The sequence below is a fragment of the Dyella sp. 2YAF14 genome (genome assembly GCF_052114725.1).
GTDB lineage: Bacteria > Pseudomonadota > Gammaproteobacteria > Xanthomonadales > Rhodanobacteraceae > Dyella.
In genome coordinates this window covers 266406-286189 of sequence record NZ_JBFRFH010000003.1, presented here as the reverse complement: position 1 = coordinate 286189, position 19784 = coordinate 266406, and the positions used below count along the sequence as shown (strand labels likewise).

General features: G+C 63.4%; 17 protein-coding genes. 7 read left to right on the top strand and 10 right to left on the bottom strand.

What is annotated here, in order from left to right; all coding sequences use genetic code 11:
• Nucleotides 1-238 precede the first annotated feature (238 nt).
• The 3 genes from katG (at nucleotide 239) to AB4Y82_RS07410 (ending at nucleotide 4701) form a co-directional block, all read left to right on the top strand.
• Nucleotides 239-2500: a catalase/peroxidase HPI gene (katG, locus tag AB4Y82_RS07420; RefSeq protein WP_441602219.1), complete on the top strand. Its 2262-nt coding sequence runs from the start codon at nucleotides 239-241 to the stop codon at nucleotides 2498-2500.
• 217 nt (nucleotides 2501-2717) lie between these two features.
• Entirely contained in the window at nucleotides 2718-3908 is a 1191-nt protein-coding gene (locus tag AB4Y82_RS07415; RefSeq protein WP_441602218.1) for an acetyl-CoA C-acyltransferase, read from the top strand.
• A gap of 190 nt (nucleotides 3909-4098) precedes the next feature.
• On the top strand, nucleotides 4099-4701 hold the full coding sequence (locus tag AB4Y82_RS07410; protein WP_441602217.1) for a peroxiredoxin: 603 nt from the start codon (nucleotides 4099-4101) through the stop codon (nucleotides 4699-4701).
• A 94-nt stretch (nucleotides 4702-4795) separates the two neighbouring features.
• Here AB4Y82_RS07410 and AB4Y82_RS07405 read toward each other — a convergent pair whose 3' ends face one another.
• Together AB4Y82_RS07405 and AB4Y82_RS07400 are read right to left on the bottom strand one after the other, a co-directional pair.
• On the bottom strand, nucleotides 4796-5164 hold the full coding sequence (locus AB4Y82_RS07405; protein ID WP_441602216.1) for a response regulator transcription factor: 369 nt from the start codon (nucleotides 5162-5164) through the stop codon (nucleotides 4796-4798).
• The gene (locus AB4Y82_RS07400; protein WP_441611200.1) at nucleotides 5161-7440 is read right to left on the bottom strand and encodes a PAS domain S-box protein; all 2280 of its coding nucleotides are present in this window, start codon (nucleotides 7438-7440) and stop codon (nucleotides 5161-5163) included. Before AB4Y82_RS07400 ends, AB4Y82_RS07405 begins: the two co-directional genes overlap by 4 nt.
• Nucleotides 7441-7847: 407 nt before the next feature.
• Between AB4Y82_RS07400 and AB4Y82_RS07395 the strand changes: the two genes are divergently transcribed.
• Together AB4Y82_RS07395 and AB4Y82_RS07390 are read left to right on the top strand one after the other, a co-directional pair.
• Nucleotides 7848-8939 (top strand): redoxin domain-containing protein, encoded by a 1092-nt coding sequence (locus tag AB4Y82_RS07395; RefSeq protein WP_441602214.1) that lies wholly within the window; start codon nucleotides 7848-7850, stop codon nucleotides 8937-8939.
• A gap of 31 nt (nucleotides 8940-8970) precedes the next feature.
• Nucleotides 8971-10038: an alpha/beta fold hydrolase gene (locus AB4Y82_RS07390; RefSeq protein ID WP_441611199.1), complete on the top strand. Its 1068-nt coding sequence runs from the start codon at nucleotides 8971-8973 to the stop codon at nucleotides 10036-10038.
• An 86-nt stretch (nucleotides 10039-10124) separates the two neighbouring features.
• Here the strand turns inward: AB4Y82_RS07390 and mctP are convergent, their stop codons facing one another.
• The 4 genes from mctP to AB4Y82_RS07370 all read right to left on the bottom strand — a co-directional run bounded on the left by mctP (nucleotide 10125) and on the right by AB4Y82_RS07370 (nucleotide 13899).
• A complete protein-coding gene (gene mctP, locus AB4Y82_RS07385) occupies nucleotides 10125-11600 on the bottom strand; it encodes a monocarboxylate uptake permease MctP (RefSeq protein ID WP_441602212.1) in 1476 nt (491 codons plus the stop codon).
• Nucleotides 11590-11787, bottom strand: coding sequence for a DUF3311 domain-containing protein (locus AB4Y82_RS07380; protein ID WP_441602211.1), 198 nt, complete (start codon nucleotides 11785-11787; stop codon nucleotides 11590-11592). Before AB4Y82_RS07380 ends, mctP begins: the two co-directional genes overlap by 11 nt.
• A 168-nt stretch (nucleotides 11788-11955) precedes the next feature.
• Nucleotides 11956-12828, bottom strand: a complete 873-nt coding sequence (locus AB4Y82_RS07375) for an alpha/beta fold hydrolase (RefSeq protein WP_441602210.1) — start codon at nucleotides 12826-12828, stop codon at nucleotides 11956-11958.
• 75 nt (nucleotides 12829-12903) lie between these two features.
• Complete coding sequence (locus AB4Y82_RS07370; RefSeq protein ID WP_441602209.1) at nucleotides 12904-13899, bottom strand: oxidoreductase; 996 nt, start codon at nucleotides 13897-13899, stop codon at nucleotides 12904-12906.
• Between the two features lie 77 nt (nucleotides 13900-13976).
• Here AB4Y82_RS07370 and AB4Y82_RS07365 point away from each other — a divergent pair, with 77 nt between their 5' ends.
• On the top strand, nucleotides 13977-14969 hold the full coding sequence (locus tag AB4Y82_RS07365; RefSeq protein WP_441602208.1) for an AraC family transcriptional regulator: 993 nt from the start codon (nucleotides 13977-13979) through the stop codon (nucleotides 14967-14969).
• A gap of 9 nt (nucleotides 14970-14978) precedes the next feature.
• Here AB4Y82_RS07365 and AB4Y82_RS07360 read toward each other — a convergent pair whose 3' ends face one another.
• On the bottom strand, nucleotides 14979-15965 hold the full coding sequence (locus AB4Y82_RS07360) for a DUF4331 family protein (RefSeq protein ID WP_441602207.1): 987 nt from the start codon (nucleotides 15963-15965) through the stop codon (nucleotides 14979-14981).
• 306 nt (nucleotides 15966-16271) lie between these two features.
• Between AB4Y82_RS07360 and AB4Y82_RS07355 the strand changes: the two genes are divergently transcribed.
• Nucleotides 16272-17258 carry a HoxN/HupN/NixA family nickel/cobalt transporter gene (locus AB4Y82_RS07355; protein ID WP_441602206.1) on the top strand — a complete coding sequence of 329 codons (987 nt, stop codon included), beginning with the start codon at nucleotides 16272-16274 and terminating at the stop codon, nucleotides 17256-17258.
• 4 nt (nucleotides 17259-17262) lie between these two features.
• Here the strand turns inward: AB4Y82_RS07355 and AB4Y82_RS07350 are convergent, their stop codons facing one another.
• From AB4Y82_RS07350 to AB4Y82_RS07340, 3 genes are all read right to left on the bottom strand, one after another.
• Nucleotides 17263-17994: a 2OG-Fe dioxygenase family protein gene (locus AB4Y82_RS07350; RefSeq protein ID WP_441602205.1), complete on the bottom strand. Its 732-nt coding sequence runs from the start codon at nucleotides 17992-17994 to the stop codon at nucleotides 17263-17265.
• Between the two features lie 51 nt (nucleotides 17995-18045).
• Nucleotides 18046-18675 (bottom strand): glutathione S-transferase N-terminal domain-containing protein, encoded by a 630-nt coding sequence (locus AB4Y82_RS07345; RefSeq protein WP_441602204.1) that lies wholly within the window; start codon nucleotides 18673-18675, stop codon nucleotides 18046-18048.
• 115 nt (nucleotides 18676-18790) lie between these two features.
• Nucleotides 18791-19699, bottom strand: coding sequence for a LysR substrate-binding domain-containing protein (locus AB4Y82_RS07340; RefSeq protein WP_441602203.1), 909 nt, complete (start codon nucleotides 19697-19699; stop codon nucleotides 18791-18793).
• Between the last annotated feature and the right edge of the window lie 85 nt (nucleotides 19700-19784).

The following is a 19784-nucleotide window of genomic DNA, read 5'->3' as shown; positions in this document are numbered from 1 at the left end:
GGCTCGCTGGATGGCTACGGGCCGAATACGGAACTTTCGCTCCGGTCGGCGTAAGCTCCGACAACTGCGGGCACCGTCGACGCGCGCCAGAACCCGCCCGACGCGCGTCCAGGCGGCCCACCGGACCAGGCTCATGCACCTTGGGTGACCGCTTTCGGTTTCCCGCCACGACAGGGGCATAGACGCCTGACGCATCGAAAGAACGTGTAGTGGGTTCATCCTCCCAAGGAGAGAGCGCATGTCAACCGAAGCAAAGTGCCCCTTCATCCATGCCGCCGGCGGCGGTACGACGAACCGGGACTGGTGGCCCAAGCAACTGCGAGTGGATCTGCTCGCACAGCACTCGAGCAAATCCAATCCGCTCGATCAAGGCTTCAACTACGCCGAAGCCTTCAACAAGCTCGACCTGCCCGCGGTGAAGAGGGATCTGACCGCACTGATGACCGATTCGCAGGATTGGTGGCCCGCTGATTTCGGCCACTACGGTCCGCTGTTCATCCGTATGGCCTGGCATAGCGCCGGCACTTACCGCATCGGCGATGGCCGTGGTGGTGGCGGACGCGGACAGCAACGTTTTGCGCCGCTCAACAGCTGGCCCGACAACGTGAGCCTGGACAAGGCACGTCGCCTGCTGTGGCCGATCAAGCAGAAGTATGGCCAGAGCATTTCCTGGGCCGATCTGATGATTCTTGCCGGCAACGTCGCACTGGAGTCGATGGGCTTCAAGACCTTCGGATTCGGTGGCGGGCGCGAGGACACTTGGGAACCCGATCAGGACGTCTACTGGGGCAACGAGAAGACCTGGCTGGGCGGCGATATCCGCTATGGCAAAGGCAAGCCCGGTGACGAGAAAGAAGGCGTGCTGGTGGCCGAGCCGGAACTGCATGGCAGCGAGACCAGCCGCACCGATGGCGGACGCAATCTCGAAAACCCGCTGGGCGCCGTGCAGATGGGCCTGATCTACGTGAATCCGGAAGGCCCAGACGGCAATCCCGATCCGGCCGCGGCCAGTCACGATATCCGCGATACCTTCGGCCGCATGGCGATGAACGACGAAGAGACCGTGGCGCTGATCGCGGGCGGTCACACCTTCGGCAAGACGCACGGCGCCGGTCCCGCCGATCATGTCGGTCCGGAGCCCGAAGGTGCGGATCTCGAGCACATGGGACTGGGTTGGGTCAGCACGTTTGGTAGCGGCAAGGGCGCCGACACCATCACCAGTGGCCTGGAAGTCACCTGGACCAGCACGCCCACGCGCTGGAGCAACAACTTCTTCTGGAATCTGTTCGGCTTCGAATGGGAGCTCACCAAGAGCCCGGCCGGCGCCAACCAGTGGCAGCCGAAGAATGGTGCCGGTGCGGGCACCGTGCCGCATGCGCACGACAAGGACAAGCGCATCGCGCCGTCGATGCTCACCACCGACATCGCGCTGCGCGTGGATCCGGTGTACGAGAAAATCTCGCGGCGCTTCATGGAAAATCCGGACCAGTTTGCCGATGCCTTCGCCCGCGCCTGGTTCAAGCTCACCCATCGCGACATGGGTCCGCGCGCCCGCTATCTCGGCCCGGAAGTGCCCAAGGAAGAGCTGATCTGGCAGGATCCGATTCCCGCCGTCGATCATCCGCTGGTGGAGGAGCAGGACATCGCCTCGCTCAAGCAGAAGCTGCAATCGTCCGGACTATCGGTCGCGCAGCTGGTGCAAACGGCGTGGGCGTCGGCATCCACCTTCCGCGGTTCGGATAAGCGTGGCGGCGCCAATGGCGCACGTATTCGCCTGGCGCCGCAGAAAGACTGGCCGGTCAATCAGCCCGACGAGTTGGCCAAGGTGCTGAAGGTGCTGGAAGGCATCCGGGACGACTTCAACAAGGGCCAGTCCGGTGGCAAGAAGATTTCGCTGGCCGATCTGATCGTGCTCGCCGGCAGCGCCGGCATCGAGCAGGCCGCGAAAAATGCGGGCCATCCGCTCAATGTGCCGTTCTCGCCGGGCCGCATGGACGCCTCGCAGGAACAGACCGAAGTGGAATCGGTAGCCATGCTCGAACCGGTGGCCGATGGTTTCCGCAACTTCCTCAAGGGCAAGTACAGCATCCCGGCCGAGCAGCTGCTGATCGACAAGGCCCAGCTGCTGACGTTGACCGCGCCGGAGATGACCGCGCTGATCGGTGGTCTGCGCGTGCTCAACGTGCACACCGGCAAGGATGCCCATGGCGTGCTCACCGACAAGCCCGAAACACTCACCAACGACTACTTCCGCAACCTGCTCGACATGGGCGTGGAATGGACGTCGACCTCGCACGATGTGTTCGAGGGACGCGATCGCAAGAGCGGCAAGGTGAAGTGGACGGGCAGTCGCGTGGATCTGATTTTCGGCGCGCATGCCCAGCTGCGTGCCTTGTCGGAAGTCTATGCGGCGCAAGACGGCAAGGAGAAATTCCTGCGCGACTTCGTGGCGGCCTGGGTCAAGGTGATGAACCTCGACCGGTTCGATCTCGCCGCCTGATCGATGACGACGCCCCGCCGGGAGCAGGTTCCCGGCGGGGCGTTAGTTTGTTCAGGGCGCGAGCTGCAGACGTGTCATGTCGGGTCGCTCGTCGGATGGGTCTTCAGGATCGTGCCGCATGCGTGGGCACAGCGGCCGGCTGCTCTCTTCTTAACTTAAATATGATGTGTATCATATAAAAATCCACGCCACCCCAAACTCCGCCGCGGAAATCATCATGCTCACCTCCGACCCCGTCGTTATCGTCGCCGCCGCCCGTACGCCGCTGGGGCGTTTCCAGGGTGCGCTATCCGGTCTGGCCGGTCATGCGCTGGGCAGCATCGCCATGCGTGCCGCCATCGCCCGCGCCGGCGTTGCCCCGGACATGGTTGACGAAGTCCTGATGGGTTGCGTGCTCCCGGCCGGGCAGCGACAGGCGCCCGCGCGCCAGGCGGCCTGGGGTGCGGGACTGCCGCGCGAGGTGGGCGCCACCGCCATCAACAAGGTCTGCGGCTCGGGCATGAAGGCGGCCATGCTGGCGCACGATCTGCTCGCCGCCGGTTCGGCCCGGGTGGTCATGGCCGGCGGCATGGAGTCGATGACGAACGCGCCTTATCTGCTGTCCAAGGCGAGGGGCGGCTATCGCGTCGGCCATGATCAGATCTTCGATCACATGATGCTCGATGGCCTGGAAGACGCCTATGAACAAGGCCGCCCGATGGGCGACTTCGGCGAGATGGCCGCCGAGCGCTACGGCTTTGATCGCGCCGCCCAGGATGCGTGGGCCATCGAGACCTTGCAGCGCGCGCAGGCGGCGGCACGCGAGCAAGCCTTCGCCGATGAAATCGCGCCGATCGAGCTGCATGACCGCACGGGTACCAGCGTGTTCAAGGATGACGAGCACCCGCAGCGCGTCTCCGTCGAAAAGATTCCCGCGTTGAAGCCTGCCTTTCGCGAAAACGGCAGCATCACGGCTGCCAGTGCCTCGGCCAACGCCGATGGCGCGGCTGCCCTGCTGATGACGCGGCGTTCGATCGCCGAGCAGCAGGGTTGGCCGGTGCTCGCCATCGTCAAAGGCCACGCCACCCATTCGCACGAACCGGCCTGGTACACCACGGCGCCGGTGCCGGCGATCCGCAAGTTGCTGGCGGCGCTGGACTGGTCCATCGACAGCGTGGACCTGTTCGAGATCAACGAAGCGTTTGCGGTGGTGCCGATGATTGCGGCCAAGGAGCTTGGCATCCCGCGCGACAAGATCAATGTGCACGGTGGCGCCTGCGCACTGGGCCATCCCATTGGCGCCACCGGCGCGCGCCTGCTGGTGACCCTGGTGCACGCGCTGCGGCGGGCGAAGTTGCAGCGAGGCGTGGCGTCGCTGTGCATCGGCGGCGGCGAGGCCACGGCGGTGGCGCTGGAGCTGCCCGCCTGAAGCGGGTGCAGGACGGAAGCTGAGGCGGCCCGCGGCCGAGATGAAAGCTCGTTCATCTCGCGCCGGGAAACGAGCGGATTGCCCCGCTTTGGAGCAAGATGGCAACCTTCCCGCGCTCAACGGGTACTTACCGCGGACGCTTGCGCGTTACCCGGCCAGGCTTCCCTCTCCATCACAAGGGCTCCAAGCAATGAAACACTTTCTTGTCCGTTCGCTCGCCATCACCGCCCTGACCCTGGCGACGTCAGCGTTCGCGGCCGCCGGCCAGGGCGATGCCGCGCCCAGCTTCAACGCTCCGGCCAGCAAGGCAGGCAAGACCATCTCGTTCTCACTGGCCGACGCACTCAAGTCGGGGCCGGTGGTGGTCTATTTCTTCCCCTCGGCTTATACCGGCGGTTGCGATATCGAGGCGCATGAGTTTGCGCAGGAGACGGAGAAGTTCAAGGCCGCCGGCGCCACCGTGATCGGCGTGTCGGAGGACAGCATCCAGCGCCTCAACACCTTCTCGTCCGATCCCAACTACTGCGCCGGCAAGTTTGCGGTGGCCTCCGATCCGGACGGCAAGATCGCCCAGTCCTATGGCCTGAAGGTGTCTGCTGCCGATCCCAAGGCCGTCGACGTGCGCGGCGTGGCCATCGACCATGGCTTCATCGAACGCACCACCTTCGTGATCGGACGCGACGGCAAGATCGCTGCCGTGCTTTCCTCGGAAACCGATCACCTGCATCCCAAGGATCACGTGAGCAAGTCGCTGAGCGTGGTCGAGCAGATGAAGAGCCCGAAGGCTCCGTAAGCGCCATGGGTGCGCGGCCAGTGCCGCGCACCTTTCACCGCAGGGCCGCGGCGCTACGAACAGAGCGTCGAGGTGGATGCGCTTGCCACCCGCTTCAGTGAAAGGCGGTATGGAGTGCGGCCAGCAGCAGCGACTCGCTGAATGGCTTGAACAGGCAGTCGACCGCGCCGCGCTTGAGTGCCAGCGTGCGCACGCTTTCATCCCTGCTGGCGGTGATGAAGACGATGGGAATATCCCGCCCGCTTTGCGCCAACACTTGTTGCAGTTCGAGTCCCGACATGCCTGGCATGGCCATGTCCAGAATCAGGCAGCGTGCCGCGCCGACACAGTCCGAACTGAGGAAAGCTTCCGCCGACGGAAAGGCCCGCACCGAGTAACCAAACTCCATCAACAGGTCGGGCAAGGACTCGCGCACGGACTCGTCGTCGTCCACCACCGTAACCAGGGGACCTGCAGCGGTCACAGCTGCCTCGTGTTGCGCGTCGTGCCGGTGGTTGCTGTTTGCGTCGCCGGCTCATCCTGGCTGGCGCGCGGAATGGAAAACCAGAAGCTCACGCCCGGTCCGTCGTTGGGCGCGGCCCATAGCCGTCCCTGATGGCGCTCGATGATGGACTGGCTGATCGATAGTCCTATCCCCATGCCGCCGTCCTTGGTCGTATAGAACGTATCGAACAGTTTGCTCACGCCCTTGGGCCCGAAGCCCACGCCCGAATCGCGTACCGTCAGGCGTACACGGTCGCCGGTGTCGCGTTCGGTGCGGATCACCACCTGCCTGGGACGATCGTCCACCTCGCGCATGGCTTCAGCCGCATTCATCAGCAAGTTGAGGATCACCTGCTGGAGTTGCACGCGATCGCCCATCACCAGCGGCATGTCATCGAGCAGCTCGGCTTTCAACATCACGCGGCTGCTCTTGAGCGTGCTCTGCGAAAGCGCGATGACTTCACGGATGGCGTCGTTCAAGTTCACCCACTCGGGCACGGTTGCCTTGTTGCTGAAGAGGGCGCGCACGCGCGTCATCACATCGGCCGCGCGATGGCCGTCGCGGATGGTGCGCTTGGCGGTGTCGATGGCTCCCTCGATGCATGGCGGATCGGCAGCCAGCTGGCGCAGGCAGGTGCTTGCATTGGTGATCACGCCTGACAGGGGCTGGTTGACCTCGTGCGCGATCGATGCGGTGAGCACACCGAGGCTGTTGATCTTGGTCATGCTCGCCAGCTCGGCGCGCAACGCGCCCAGGGTTTCTTCCGAAGTGCGTCGCTGGGTGACGTCTTGCACGGCGCCGAGGTACTCGCGTCCGTAGCGGCCTCGCGTGCTGTGGGAAACGATGTGTACGTGCTTGATCGACCCGTTGGGCATCAACAGGCGTATTTCGTAGTCGTGGTCGTTGCCTGCCGTGCGCGCATCGATCCGCTTGTCGGTCAGCAGCGGCATGTCATCGGGATGCACGCGATCGGTAATCCGCTCCAGCGTGACGGTGCTGCCCTGGGCGAATCCAAAGATGCGATACAGCTCTTCGGAGAAGACGATCTCGTCGCTGTCCAGGCACCAGGAAAAGCTGCCGGTAAGGCTGATGCGCTGGCCATCGGCGAGAAATGCCTCGCTGCGGCGCAGCTTTTCATCGGCGCGCTTGCGGTCGTCGATATCGATGCTGATGCCATACCAGCGGATGATGCCGCCGTACTCGTTGCGCAGAGGATTGACGCGGAACAGAAACCAGCGGTACTCGCCGTCGCAGCGGCGCAGGCGGGTTTCGATCTCGCCGGGCTCGTGCGAGGCCAGGATGAGCCGCCAGGAGACCGTGAGGTTGTCCACGTCGTCCGGGTGGACGGCCACCATCCAGCCCCAGCCGAGCGCCTGCTCGGCATTGAGTCCGACATAGTCGAGATAGTGCTGGTTGAAGAACTCCGCCGAACCATCGGTGCGCGCCGACCACACCAGCGCAGGTATGGTGTGGATGGTGGCGTGCAGATTGCGCTCGGCGGTGCGCAGGGCTTCCTCCGGCCGCCGCTGGTCGTCGATATCGATCAGCAGATGCAACCAGCAGGCAATCTCGCCGTCGCCATCTCGCCAGGGCATGCCGATCACGTTGAACCAGCGGTAGACGCCGTCTGAGCGGCGGTGGCGACTCTGCACGTTGTAAGTGGAGCCGCTCTCATAGGCCTTGGACTGCGCGCCAAGGATGTAGGGCAGATCGTCCGGGTGCACGACATCGGACGGCTTGAGGCTTTTCAATTGCGAGAACGTCTTGCCGAAGTAATCGCGCGTGGCCTGGTTGATGCGCAGCAGTTTGCCCGTGCGCGTCGTGACGGCGGCCGGCACCGGCATGCTGTCCAGCGCAGCGCGCAAATCCGGCAAGGCTTTGGGCACGGCTTGTTCAAGCCGTTTGCGTTGGTCGATGTCGGTGGTGATGCCGCACCATTTTTCCACCCGGCCGGATGCGTCCGTCAGCGGACCCATCCGCAGCAGGAACCAGCGATAGTCTCCGTCGCATTGGCGCATTCGCACTTCGAGCTCCCCCTGGGCGCCGGCAGCCGCCATGGCATGCCAGCCCGCAAGCAGCGCCGAACGATCGTCAGGATGTATCGCCATTTGCCAGCCCTGGCCCAAGGCCTCATCGAAACCCAGTCCCGTGTACTCGCACCAAGATGCATTGACGAAGTCCGCGCGTCCGTCGGCAAAAGCCGTCCACGCAGGGACAGGGAGCGCGTCGAAGATACGGTTCCACTCGTGTTGCACGACGATCTTCCTCGACGTTTATGCGCCACAGCTCCGAGCGTCGTCCATGGTACTTTGGTGTCGGCGAGCAGCCTCGACGCCTTGCGGGCCTGGGCAGATGGTGGCCGCTGATGCGTGACTCCAGCGTCGACTCGGGAGCGTGGATGTTGGGCTGGGCAATCGCTGGCCAAGCTCGCGCCACAATGTGTGGAGGCGATGTGACGGCGCCCGGCCCAACCAATACCAAAGCTCGATAGACGCTGCACGGGCGACGGGTGCAGCCTCGCGGACGGGTAGGGCAGCGGGCGCCCGTCGGCTTGCCGCGCTGGCGATGAGACGATGGCGCCGGCGCTACTGGGCAAGACCCAAGTAGACGTCCGTACCGCGACGGCGGGTGGCCAGCGTGCGACTAGGATCAAGGTCTGAACATGAAAGCAAACCAGCGCCTGCTGGCCTCCTTGGTGGTGCTTGCCACGGTATTCCTGCTGGCGACGCACGCGCGGGAACAAAGCGACGCGGCGGCACCGGCGCCGGGTGCGATCCACTTGCCTCGTGAAGGCAGCCTCCCGTCGCTCGATGGCGCCGTGGCATGGCTCAATTCGCCGCCACTGACGCCCGCGGCCTTGCGCGGCAAGGTGGTGCTGGTCGATATCTGGACCTATTCGTGCATCAACTCGATACGTCAGCTCCCCTATGTGCGCGCGTGGGCGAACAAGTACCAGAAACAGGGCCTGGTCGTGATCGGCGTGCACGCCCCCGAGTTTGCGTTTGAAAAAGACCCCGACAATGTTCGCCAGGCGGTGAAGGATCTGCGCTTCGGTCCACCCCTGATCACCGCGATCGATAGCCAGCACGCGATCTGGAACGCTTTCAACAACGAGTACTGGCCTGCGCTGTACTTCATCGATGCCAAGGGCGCGATACGCCATCACGTCTTTGGCGAAGGCGAGTACGACCAGTCCGAGCGGGTCATCCAGCAATTGCTGGTCGAGGCCGGTGCCACGCAGGTGAGTCACGACCTGGTGACCGTCGATGCGCGCGGCGTTGAGGCCGCTCCCGACTGGGACGATGTGAGATCGCAGGAAACCTATATCGGCTCCGAGCGCCGCGAGAATTTCGCCTCGACCGGCGCCAGTCGGTTCAGCGAGCGCAATGTCTACGCCAGGCCATCGCTGCTGAATCTCAACCAGTGGGCGCTGGTAGGCGACTGGACGGTGGGCAAGCATTCGGCCGTACTGAACAAGGCCCAGGGACGCATTGCCTACCATTTTCATGCGCGCGACCTGCATCTGGTGATGGGGCCGGCAACGCCAGGCACATCGGTGCGCTTTCGCGTGACCATCGATGGCAAACCGCCCGGCGCCGCCCACGGTGTTGACGTGAACGAGCAGGGCGAAGGTACGGTCACCGGGCCGCGGATGTATCAACTGATCCGGCAGCCCTTGCCGATCTTCGATCACGAGTTCGCGATCGAGTTTCTCGATCCGGGCGCCGAAGCGTTTGTGTTCACCTTCGGCTGAATCGTTTGCTGCATCCGCCAAGAGGAACGCCATGAAGCGCACCGGTTCGACCGATGACATCGACGTCCGCCGCCGCCAGCTGGTGGGTGCCGCGGCTGTCACGCTGGCTGCCACGCAGCTGGGCGTGGCGTCGCTGAGCCATGCGCAACAGGGCAGCACGGATCCCACGATGCAGGCGCCGGCCAAGGCAGCTGCGCACACTTCGTTTGCGCCGCTCAAGCAGGTCAAGGCGGGCGATCTGAGTATCGGTTATGCCGAGGCTGGCCCCGCCGGCGGACCGGTGGCCTTGTTGCTCCACGGCTGGCCCTACGACATCTACAGCTTCGTGGACGTGGCGCCCTTGCTGGCCGCGGCGGGCTATCGGGTGATCGTTCCCTATCTGCGCGGCTACGGCACCACCCGTTTCATTTCTGACAGCACCATGCGCAACGGCGAGCCGGCGGCGCTAGCGGTCGACATCGTGGCAATGATGGATGCGCTCAAGATCAAGCAGGCGACCATCGGCGGCTTCGACTGGGGTGCACGTACGGCCAATATCATCGGGGCGCTGTGGCCGCAGCGTTGCAAGGCGATGGTATCGGTGAGCGGCTATCTGATCGGCAGCCAGGCGTCCGGCAAGACGCCGCTGCCGCCCAAGGCGGAGCTGCAATGGTGGTATCAGTTCTACTTCGCGACCGATCGCGGCAAGGAGGGCTACGACAAATACCGGCACGACTTCGCCAAGCTCATCTGGCAACTCGCCTCGCCCAAATGGAATTTCGACGACGCCACCTTCGAGCGGTCAGCCGCCGCCTTCGACAATCCCGATCATGTGGCCATCGCGATCCACAACTACCGCTGGCGTCTCGGGCTGGCCCAGGGCGAAGCGAAGTATGACGAGTATGAGCAGAAGCTCGCCGCCGCTCCTGTCATTACGGTGCCCACCATCACCATGGAAGGTGACGCCAATGGCGCGCCGCATCCTGATCCCAGCGCCTATGCAAAGAAATTCACCGGCAAGTATGCGCACCGCGATATCGCCGGTGGCATCGGTCACAATCTTCCGCAGGAAGCGCCGGAGGCCTTTGCCAAGGCGATGATCGATGTCGATCACCTGTGAGTTGTTGCCGCCGGCTATTCGATTGAAATGGCCAACTCCGCCGGGCGCGGAGCTCGCCACGGCTTGCGTGGAAGATGGAGAGAGGGTCACGGGTTTGCTTTGGACGAGAGGCTGCCGACCGCATGCACGATCGCCACCGCCAGCAGATTGATGATCAGCGCCACCAACCCCGTATACAGCGAGACCGAAAACGATCCCCACGCGTAGTGATGGATCGGCTTGAGTCCATCCGACCAGATCAGCCAGGTGCCGCTGGCCATGCCGGCGATCCACCCGATCAGCAGGCAGCGCGCGGCGACACGCGAGGCGAACAGGCTGAACATCAGTGCAGGGAAGGTCTGCAGGATCCACATGCCACCCAGCAATTGCAGGTCCAGCGCAAAATGCGTGGGCAGATACAGGATGGCCAGCAGCGCGCCCACCTTGACGACCAGCGACGCGATCTTCGCAACACGCGCTTCCTCTTGCGGGCTGACCGCCGGATTCACATAGGCCTTCCAGAAGTTGCGGGTGAACACGTTGGCCGCGCCAATGCTCATCACCGCGGCGGGCACCAGCGCCCCGATGCCGATGGCGGCGAAGGCAAAGCCCGCGAACCAGCTGGGGAACAGCGCCTTGAACAAGGCCGGCACGACATCATTGTTGCTGGCAAGCTTCAGATGAGCGGCATGCCCCATGTAGCCGAGCAGGGCAAGCAGGCCTAGCAGCAAGGTATAGGCCGGCAAGAGCATCGCGTTCTTGCGGATGGTGTTCGCGCTCTTGCTCGCAAAGATCCCGGTCAAGGTGTGCGGATACATGAAGGCTGCCAGCGCCGAACCCAGTGCCAGCGAGGCATAGGGCATGAACTGGGCCGGATCCAGCAGGATGCTGCCGCTGCCCTTGTCCTTGAATGCCTGCGCGGCGGCATCGAAGACAGCGCCATAACCGCCCAGCTTGCTGGGAATGACGGCCACCGCGGCGATCACCGCAATATAGATGAGGATGTCTTTGACGAAGGCGATCAGCGCCGGCGCGCGGATGCCGGAGGAGTAGGTATAAACGGCAAGTATCACGAACGCGATGATCAGCGGAATTTCGCCATTCAATCCCAGGGCGGCAAACACGGTCGCCATGCCCACCAGCTGCAACGCGATATACGGCATGGTGGCGATGACGGCGGTGATCGCCACCGCCAGCTCAAGCGCACGCGAACCGAAGCGGCCATACACCACATCCGGCGCCGTGATATGGCCGTGTGCCTTGGCGTTGCGCCACAGCACCGGCATCACGGCAAACACGAACGGGTAGACGATGATGGTATAGGGCAGGGCAAAGAAGCCGTAAGCGCCGACGGCGTAGACCAGCGCAGGCACGGCAATAATCGTATAGGCCGTATAGAAATCGCCGCCGACCAGAAACCAGGTGATCCAGGTGCCGAAACGGCGACCGCCCAGACCCCATTCATCCAGGTTGGTCGGTTCGGACGATTGCTTCCAGCGCGCGGCCAGAAAACCCATCACGGTGACGAGTGCGAACAGTGCAGTGAAGACGCCGATGGCGACAAAGTCGGGCTCAGTCGTCATGACGCGATTTCCCATAGACGATCCAGAGCAGAATGACCGTGATCGGCACCCATAGCAGCTGGTACCAGTAGAAGAACGGAAAGCCCAACAGCGCGGGCTCGGCCTTGTTATAGAACGACACCCAGAGCAGCCCCAGATAGGGCAGCAGCAGTAGCAGGGAAATCAGGCGAGCGCGATCACGAGCCATGCAAACACCTCATCGGGGGCGGCCATCGCTGCGTCCTTTGCACCGATAACCGCGAATGCCATGCAGCTGCCTTCCACTCTATGACGCCATGCGCAAGGATCGAATAGCCACGAATCGATAGTCAGTCTTCCGTGAGCAGCAACAATCCCGGTGCTCCGCCACGCAGCCTCAGGCCTGCGCCATGCGCATGCGGTGGCGATCCAGAAACTGCAGGGTGAGATCGGCCACTTGCAGCACCTTGGTATCCATCGCGAAATGGCCGGCGTCCAGCAAGTGGACCTCCGCCGATGGAACGTCGTTCTGGTAAGCCCAGGCACCGGGTTCGACGAACGACGGATCGTATTTTCCCCACAACACCAGCAAAGGCGGCTGCTGTGCCTTGAGATAAGCCTGCCACTGCGGATACGAGGCCACGTTCGTTCGGTAATCGTAGAAAAGATCTTCCTGGATGCGGTCCTGGCCGGGTCGGTTCAGGAAGGCGGATTCGTCGGTCCACAGATCCGGGTCGTACAGTTCGGTGTGGGGATCGGTTCCGAGGTGACGTTGTCTGGCTGCCTCGAACGAGATCAGATTCGCGCGCAACTTGTCGGCAAAGGCATGTCGGTCGGCCCAGTATTGACGACGCGTTGCCCACAGTGGCCCGAGGCCTTCTTCATGCGCCACGGCATTCTGGATCACCATCGCGTGGATGCGCTCGGGATGCATAAGCGCGAGCCGAAATCCAACCGGGCCGCCATAGTCCTGCATGAACAGCGTGTAGCGTTGCAGGCCCAGTTGCTTGGTAAACGCTTCGATGACCGACGCAAGATGCCCGAATGTATAGGCGAAGATGGCGGGGTCGGGCGCATCGGAGTGTCCGAAACCCGGATAGTCGGGAGCAATCACGTGGTATCGCACCGCGAGCATCGGTATCAGCTTGTCGTACATCCTCGACGACGACGGAAAGCCGTGCAGCAGGAGCACGCCGGGTGCGCTCTTGCTGCCGGCTTCGCGATAAAAGAGGTTCAAGCCTTGGACCTGAACGCTCTGGTACGTCGTCATGGCATTCACTCGTGTGCTGATCGCGCTCTGTGTGGATCAGCAAGCCGAGTGATTAGACGCGATGCGCCGTAAAGCTTACGTCGATGCGATGCGCACGTCCGTCGACCGCTCGCTCAGCGTCCACAACCGTTCGGCAGCCGCGGGATCGGTCGCCCACGGGCGAACACCGCTCGACAAGGTCGCCTGACCTGCCTCGGTGGCCTCGGTGTCGGGTGCAAGTTCAGCAATATCGCAGTCCTCGCAGTAGACGCCGCCCAGGCCATCCAGTTGCGCACTGGTGGCTGCCCATACGCTGGTCGCCGCGCCTTGCGCCACGCTCTTGAGGCCCAGCGAGAGGTCGACCACCGCCTGGCCGTGTTCGTCGATGGCGCCGATCTTCCGCAGTTCTTCCGCGCTCATGTGTCGGGCCAGGTCGGTGACGATGCGGCCCGGATGGACGGAGAAGGCGCGCACACCGTGGGGCGCACCGCGCGTATCCAGGCCCACGGCGAACAGCGCGTTGGCCGTTTTGGATTGGCCGTAGGCGATCCAGCGGTCGTACTCGCGACGCTCGAAATTCGGATCGTCGAAATCGATTGCCGCATATCGATGCCCCAGCGACGACAACGCGACCACGCGGGCGCCGTTCGCGCGCACCAGCGCCGGCCACAGGCGCGCGGTCAGCTGGAAGTGTCCCAGGTGATTGGTAGCCAGTTGCATCTCGTAGCCGCGTGCATCGCGCATCAGCGGGCAGGCCATGATGCCGGCGCTATTGATCAGGATATGCAAGGGCGAGCCGGAGGCCACGAAGGCTGCCGCAAACGCATCGATGGACGATGGGTCGGACAGGTCCATCGTCGCGATCTCCACGTCCAGGCCGGCCAGGGCGGTCTTGGCTTTTTCGAGATCGCGCGCCGGCACGATGACGCGCGCACCCGCCGCGCGCAATGCGCGCGCTGTCTCGGTGCCGATGCCCGAGTAGCCACCGGTGACGATGGCGGTCTTGCCGGTAAGGTCGATGCCGGCCAGCACGTCCTGCGCCGTGGTGGCCGCGGAAAAGCCGGTATGGATGGGGGCTTGCAAGCTGGGCATGGGGAGGGTTCCGGTGAAGGTGACGCCTAGTCTAGACATCGCGCCTCGTACGATGAATGCTTGAAAATCCCTGATACATGCCCAATCGTTCAGGCATGCTCAACGATCCGCTTTCCGATGTGCTCAAGCTGGCGAATGTGCAATCGCTGGTGACCGGCGGTTTTATGGCATCGGGTCCATGGGCGATTCGTTTTCCTGCGCCGGGCAAGCTCAAGTTCTTCGCGGCGGTGCGCGGCGCCTGCTGGTTGCAGCTGGAAGGCGAGGCGAGTCCGTTACGGCTGGAGCCGGGCGACGTGATCTTGCTCGCCCTCAGGCGCAACTTCGTACTGGCGAGTGATTTGACAGCAACACCACGCGCCTCGCATGAGCTGTTTGCAAATCGCAGCGAGCCGATGGTGGCCGTGGATGGGGTGAATATTGACGAGGCCGAGGTGGTGCAGATCGGTGGCCATGTGCATCTGCATCCTTCCTACGGTGCCTTGCTGTCGGATGTGCTGCCGCCGTATATCCATGTGCATGGCTCGGCGCCGGAGGCACAGGCCTTGCGCTGGATCCTCGATCAGTTGCTGCGCGAGCGCGCCGACTTGCCGGGCTCGGGCCTGGCCACCATGCAGCTGGGCTATCTGCTGTTTATCCAGGTCTTGCGTGCGCATCTGGCGGCAGGCGGCGCGTTGCGTGCCGGCTGGTTGCGGGCGGCGACGGACGCACGTCTCGCGCCGGCTCTGCGATTGATCCACGGCGAACCCGGGCGCGCCTGGCGACTGGATCAGCTCGCGCGTGCCTCGGCCATGTCGCGCACCAGCTTTGCGACGCACTTCAAGGCGGTGGCCGGCGAAGCGCCGCTTTCGTATCTCACGCGCTGGCGCATGCGATTGGCCGAGCAGGCGCTGCGTCGCGGCGATGCGCCGGTGGCGACGCTGGCGCAAACGCTGGGCTATGCCTCGGAGAGTGCGTTCAGTCATGCGTTCAAGCGCGTGGTCGGTCTTTCTCCGAGGCACTATGGCGAACAGCTGCGCGATATGGGCGAAGACAACGATGCCCGGGCCGCGGTAGCCGTCGACGGGCTATAGATATCCGCTCTATGCCTCGGTGCGTACCTTGTGCGGCGGGCCAAGATAGGGAAACTCGCTGAGCAGATCCTTGTGCGGTCCCACCTTGTCGCCCGGCACCTTGCCGTTGGTGATCAGCGGCAGGAACACATCCATCACATCGTCGGTCAGGCCTCTCCCGTTGCGGGGGTAGGACGCCGGTTGTTCGGGATCGTAGCGAAGGATGTCCGGCAGCAACGAGCTCGCTACACGTTTGGCCTCTTCCGGGGTGTAGCCACCGGTGTGTTCCAGTGAGTGCGCAAAGGTGGGAATGAAGCGGGCGTCCTCGGCCGGTTCGCTGGCGAGATAGAGACTCTTCTGATCGCCCGCGAGAAAGACTTCCTGCGATGGGCGCGCCGCGCGATCGGCTTGCACCCAATGTCCATCCACCCGATTGAGCGTGCGATGCCACAGGCCCAGCTGGCCCGTGCCGAGTGCGGTGTTAGGCACTTCAAGCACGATGCTGCATACATCGCCCTCGGTAAAGAAGTCGTCGCCGGTGAACTGGAAATTGTTCAGCGCGCCGCGCGTGTCGAAGAAGAAGGGATCGCTGCGCCAGCCGGCAAAGAAACGGTACTCGCCAGCTTCCGTCACCACAGCCATGGGCCCTGTCGACACGGGCGCCTCCTCGACGATCAGCGTGCCGCTGTCGCCGATGCCCGCAGCCTGCGCGCCCTCAAGTCGGCGCAACGTGGCGGCCAGGGCCCAGCCTTTGCTGGAGAAGAAGCGCACCTGGTACGAGATATTGGCGACGGCATCGCCGTCGGTATCGATCTTCAGTTCATAGATCGCATCCGCCGAGAAAGGCTCGTTGGTGGTGGGTCCTTCGGGATTCACGCCTACCGACGGATGCACGTTCATCACCAGGATGGACTTGTCCGAGCTTCCTGGTTTGGGAAAGGCATACAGGTCGGTGAGATTGAGGCGGGCATCGCCATGGGGAAACCCGAAGTCCGGGCCGGGATAGTGGTGCGACATGATTGACCGCCTGTGCGTGATGGAGGGATGCATGGCGCTGCCCGCGCCGTTTCATCAGGCGCATGCGTCTTCATGACGACATCAGGGCGTATCGCACGCACGCAAACGAACCACTGGATGCTGCGCTGCGTGCGCAGGGCAAGCAATTATGCGGAAGTATGGGTTGCGGTGGATGTCAGGGGCAGCTCTAGTAGGGCGATGCACTCCGCGCACAGCCCATGCCGACATCTCCCCGAGACTCTCCGACCAGGCGTCGCACACGCCCAGGGTATCGGCATTCGCAAGAAGCTGCATTTCATCTATGCCGTGCTGATTATCTTCAATGTGGGTGTGTGGATATGGGCGATTGCCGCCCTGCATGCGAGACCGTCGTTGCTTGGCGTGGCCTTGCTGGTCTATGGCCTTGGCCTTCGTCACGCCATCGATGCCGACCATATCGCCGCCATCGACAATGTCACGCGCAAGCTTATGCAGGCAGGACAACGCCCGGTGTCGGTGGGTTTCTGGTTTGCGATGGGGCATTCGACCATCGTGGTGCTGGTCACAGTGTGCGTGGCCTGCGCGACGCGTTCCCTGGCGGTGTTCCAGCATCTGCGCAACCTGGGCGCGGCGATTGGCACGTCGGTGTCGGTGGCCTTCCTGCTCGCCATCGCGGTAATGAATCTCGCCATCTTCCTGTCGATCCACAAGAGCTATCGGCAATATCGCAACGGCGGCGTATATATCGAGGAGGACCTCGATCGGCTGCTGCATCAACGCGGCTTTCTGGCCCGTATTTTTCGACCGCTGTTTCGCCTGGAGGCGCGCAGCCATCACATGTTTCTGCTCGGGCTGCTGTTTGGACTGGGGCTGGATACCTCAACCGAAATCGCGATGTTCACGGTGTCCGCGCAGGAGACGGTCAAGGGCGTGTCCATCATGGCGATCCTCGTATTGCCCGCTTTGTTTGCCGCCGGCATGTCCCTGATCGACACCACCGATGGCGTGGTGATGCTGGGCGCGTATGACTGGGCATTTGTGCGGCCCCTGCGCAAGCTCTACTACAACATGACCATCACCCTGGTCTCCGCCCTGGTTGCGATCATCGTGGCGGGCACCGAGGCGATGGGATGGCTGGGCGAAACGTTTCGCTGGCAGGGCGCGGCGTGGAAGATCATCGGCGCACTCAACGACCACACCGACAGCCTCGGCTTTGCCGTGATCGGCATGTTCGCCCTGGCCTGGACGTTGTCGTATCTGATCTATCGCGCGCAGCAGCCAGCGGGCGTCGAGCCGCCTCTACGCAAACGCTAGTCGCTCAGGCGGATGCCCTGAACGTCACCACCATTACATCGCGATGCGCGGCTTCGTCAGCCACCAGCGGTCGCACCGGCGTCACGCCGTGGAAAACGCTGGGGTCGTGGATCAACGCCGCGTCCAGCGGATGGGTGAGGGTGAAGTCGCCAAGCAAGCGCCCATCCGGCGCATGGATGGTGGTGGTGCCGCTGGCGATATTGTGGCGGTCGATCAGCAGCACCAAGACGTAGTCGACGCCATCGCGATGGCTGCCTTCGGGCGTGGGCTCGCCCGCGGCATCGCGGGTGGCCTCGATGCGGAATTGATGCACTTCGATATGCCAACGAGGCACAGCTGGTGCGAGCGAGCCGAAAAACGCATGGCAGAAGTCGAGAATGCAACGCATGCTGGCGCCCGCGACGATCGAGGGAACGACCGGCTCGAACCATCGTTCGATATCGCCCTGCAGTGCGTTGTACTGCAGCGCCTGAAAATGCGCTTGATGCGCTTCCGGTTTGACGCCCTGTGCCGTGGCAGAGAACGTCGCGTGCCGACGGCGGCGGAAGCGTCCCTTCGCGGCCAGGTAGGGGTCCGGTTCCAGCTTGTTCCAGCTGTCCACGAAGGCCGGCCAGTCCGACAACTCGCCTACTGCAGTCAGCAGCGGCTGCATGCGGTCGGATGCCGCAAAGGCGAAACCATCGCGGCTGACTTCAGTCAGGAGCGTCGATACGGGCAGATCGGCGGGATTGAGCATCCGCCCATGATAAGTGATCCGGGCATCCGCACCTACCGTGTGCTTCCCGCGTCAGGCGTCCTGCAAAACGTTCATGCCCTTGATCACCGCGGGGCGCGCGGCAAGCTGCGTCATCCAGCGATCCATGGCCGGGCGCCTGGCGCGGGCATCGCCCAGCAGGCTCGGGTTGGCAGTAATCACGGCCGCCACCCACGGATAGATCGCGATATCAGCGATGCCGTACTCGTTGCCGCCCGCATACGCTGACTGCGACAGGCGTTGCTCGAGCACATCGAGCAGGCGATTGGATTCGGTGAGGTAGCGATCGATCGCCAGCGGAATCCTCTCCTTCGCGCGGTTGGCGAAGAAACCAAGCTGGCCGAACATCGGTCCTACACCACCGACCTGCCAGTTCAACCACTGCAAGGCGGTGTAGCGCGCTGAACCGCTGGTGGGCAGCAGCTTGCCGGTCTTGTCTGCGAGGTACTGGAGGATGGCGCCGCTCTCGAACAGCGTCAGGCCATTCTCGCGATCGACCATCGCCGGTATCTTGCTGTTGGGCGATATCGCGACGAAGTCGGGCAGGAACTGCGCGTCGTTGCCGATATCCACCGCATGCACCCGATACTCCAGCTGCAGTTCTTCCAGTGCGATGACCGGCTTGCGGCCGTTCGGTGTTTTCCAGGTGTAGAGATCGATCATGGGGCGCTCATCGATGATGGCTGGGCAGCCGCTGATGGTAGGTCATGCAATGGCGCACATAAACGCGCTGTGAAACACTTCTATTGATACCTGGGGTAACAAGCCCGCGGGGTGCTCAGGCAACCTGCTGCACCAGGAAATCGATGAAGCTGCGCACGCGCAAGGGCAGGTGACGGCCATGCGGGTAGAGCAGGCTGAAGGGTCGCGATCGTCCACCGAAAGTCGGCAGCACCGCCACCAGGCGGCCATCACGCAAGTCGTCTTCCACGATGAAGCGGTAAGTCTGAAACAGGCCGGCACCGTGACGCGCAAGCGTGACGCCGCCGAGCACATCTTCGGACAAGACATAGCCGCCATCGCCGGCGATCTCGACATCCTTGCCCTGATCCCGGAACAACCATGGAATGCGCCGACCGCTGCTGGGCAAATCAAACTGGATGCATTCGTGCCGGTTGAGGTCGTCCAGCACGGCAGGCGTGCCGCGCGCGGCCAGGTAATCGGGCGACGCCACGACGACGAGTTCGGCATCTTCGAGGTGGCGGGCAATCAAGGTCGAGTCGGCGGGTGCGCGCACGCGGATGGCCAGGTCGTAACCCTCTTCGGAAAAATCGACGTTGCGATTGCTTACATGCACTTCCAGCTGCACTTCCGGATGCTGTTCGCGAAACGCGGGCAGCAGCGGCAGCAGCCGGTAGTGGGCGTAGGTGGTCGGCACGCTGATTCGCAGCGTTCCGACGGGGCGCAGCTGCTGGCCCGTGGCCATGCGTTCGGCTTCGATCAGCTGGGCGAGCGCCTGCCGGCACTCTTCGAAATAGGCGCGACCGACGTCGGTCAGGCGGATCTGTCGGGTGGTGCGCACGAACAGCCGCACGCCCATGCGCTCTTCGAGTCGGGCGACCGAGCGACTGACCGCGGCGGGCGTCACACCAGCCGCAGCAGCGGCGGCGGTAAAGCTGCCGAGTTCACCAGCCAGGCAGAACAACTCGATGCTACCCAGCAGCACATCATCAAATTGGCGACGCATGATTCATTACGCCACGTATCAACTGAAATGCATTGAACCACATTTATGGCTATGGAACGCAGGAATACAGTGGACGCCTTGTCAA